The organism is Caldisericaceae bacterium, assembly GCA_036574215.1.
In the GTDB taxonomy this organism is placed as follows: Bacteria; Caldisericota; Caldisericia; order Caldisericales; family Caldisericaceae; genus Caldisericum.
On sequence record JAINCR010000099.1, the window covers coordinates 1 to 1,786 of the forward strand.

Below are 1,786 nucleotides of genomic sequence, written 5' to 3' on the forward strand. Positions count from 1 at the left end.
ACAATTAGTTTAAGAGTGCTTTATTCTATGAAAGAGATGTATCTTGCCTTTTTTGTTTCACTTTTAGTTGCCGCAATAAACGTTGCGCTTTTCTATCCGATGGTTAATGCTATAGGACATGCAGGAATTCCACTTGCAATAAGTATTGGTTTAATTATTGAAGGAGTTTTATTTGTTTTGTCTTTAAAGGTTAAAATACGTATAAAACTTAAGGGATTTTTTAATGCAATCGTAAAGATTGGCGTTGCAAGTTTTGTTAGCGTAGGTTTCATGTATGGTGTTTATCTCATATTAAATAGAGTGGTTAATTTTGGAAAATTAAGTCTACTGGTTAATTTTGCCTTGGCTTCTTTTGTGTTTGTTTTGGTTTACATACCTACACTAAAAATCTTAAAAGTTGAAGAAGTTCAAAAAATTATAAAACTTGCAAGAAAAGGAAATTGATATTTGTTTTGCCTCCAAAAAACATGATTTAAGAATATTGAGGAGGTGTCCATCAAAAACTTTTTTAAAAAAATAAAAAGAAGGAATGCCCTCTGAAAAATCCTTAGCGTTGAAATAACATAAAATGATGAGATTCTTCATCACTTACAACATTTGCTCGTCAGAATGACGCCTACCAGGTCATCCTGAGCGCTTCTTCTTTGTCATCCTGAGGAGCAATAGCGACGAAGGATCTTAAATTTGATGGTGACACCCCCTCAAGACTCCCCCAGAAAACATAAACGGAGGAGATTCTTCCTCGGCAAAAAGTCGCCTCCTCAGAATGACACCCACCTTGTCATCCTGAGGAGCGATAGCGACGAAGGATCTCATTCTTTGGGGGAGTATCGAGGGGGGCTTTCCACCCCCTCAAATGTAAAAGGGGGGCTTTAAACCCCCTAAAAAAGTAGTTATGTTGCAGGATATGTAATTGTTATAGTTTTCGTTGTTCCATCCCAATCAACTTTGCAACCAAGAGATTCAGCAATAAACCTTAAAGGTAACATTGTTCTTCCCTTAATGATCTCGGGCATAACTTTGTGGTTAGTCTCATCAATCCACTTAGTCTCACCGTTAACTTTTGCCTGAGGCTTACCGATCCAAAGCTCAATTACAGTACCTTTTAGTGTTATAGTAACCTTTCTTGTTGTACCATCCCACTCTATAGTTCCATCAAGTGATTCAATGATTGCTCTTATTGGCACAAGTGTCCTACTATTTTTGATAACAGGTGGTGAATCAAGAGTTCTTTCCTCTCCATTTACCAAAAATATACTGTTACCCACTTGGAGAACGATGACTGTAGAAGTTTTAAGGTAAACTGTCCTCACTAACTTTGTAGAAATATTGTATTTATTTGTTGCAATGATAGTAATTGTATTTGTTCCCTCAGAAAGGTAAAGGTTGCCCGTAAAACTTCCATCACTACCAACAATAACGGGTTTTCCATTTACTGTGACAGCGTTTCCTCCCTCTGTTTTACCAGTGAAAGTAAATGAAGCATCTTTTACTGTGATACCATCTGCAAAGCTAACTGAAAGAGTTGGTGGTGCAGGATTATATACCTCAATATTTGCACTATTTGGTGTGATCCTTATTATTCCAATCTTATCGTTAAAGAAAGTCAATTCCGTTATTTGAACCTGGGTAGATCCTTCTTTAAGTCCGGTAAAAGTGATTTTTGCAAGACTTCCTTCCCCTGTTATGCCATTCACTTTACCTTTTAGAGTGTAACCAATAACAATAGTGCCTGCTTTCTCATGGTTTTCAAGGAAGATTGCATCGTTCCCTAAAATACCTCCTG

The 1,786-nt window shown here is 36.9% G+C and carries 2 protein-coding genes; one reads left to right on the forward strand and one right to left on the reverse strand.

The features are described 5' to 3' along the window. Positions 1-444, forward strand: a 444-nt coding sequence (locus tag K6343_05960; protein MEF3245501.1) for a polysaccharide biosynthesis C-terminal domain-containing protein, incomplete at its 5' end; no start/stop codon positions are given. 449 nt (positions 445-893) lie between these two features. Here the strand turns inward: K6343_05960 and K6343_05965 are convergent. Continuing rightward, on the reverse strand, positions 894-1,786 hold an 893-nt coding region (locus K6343_05965; GenBank protein ID MEF3245502.1), incomplete at its 5' end, for a hypothetical protein.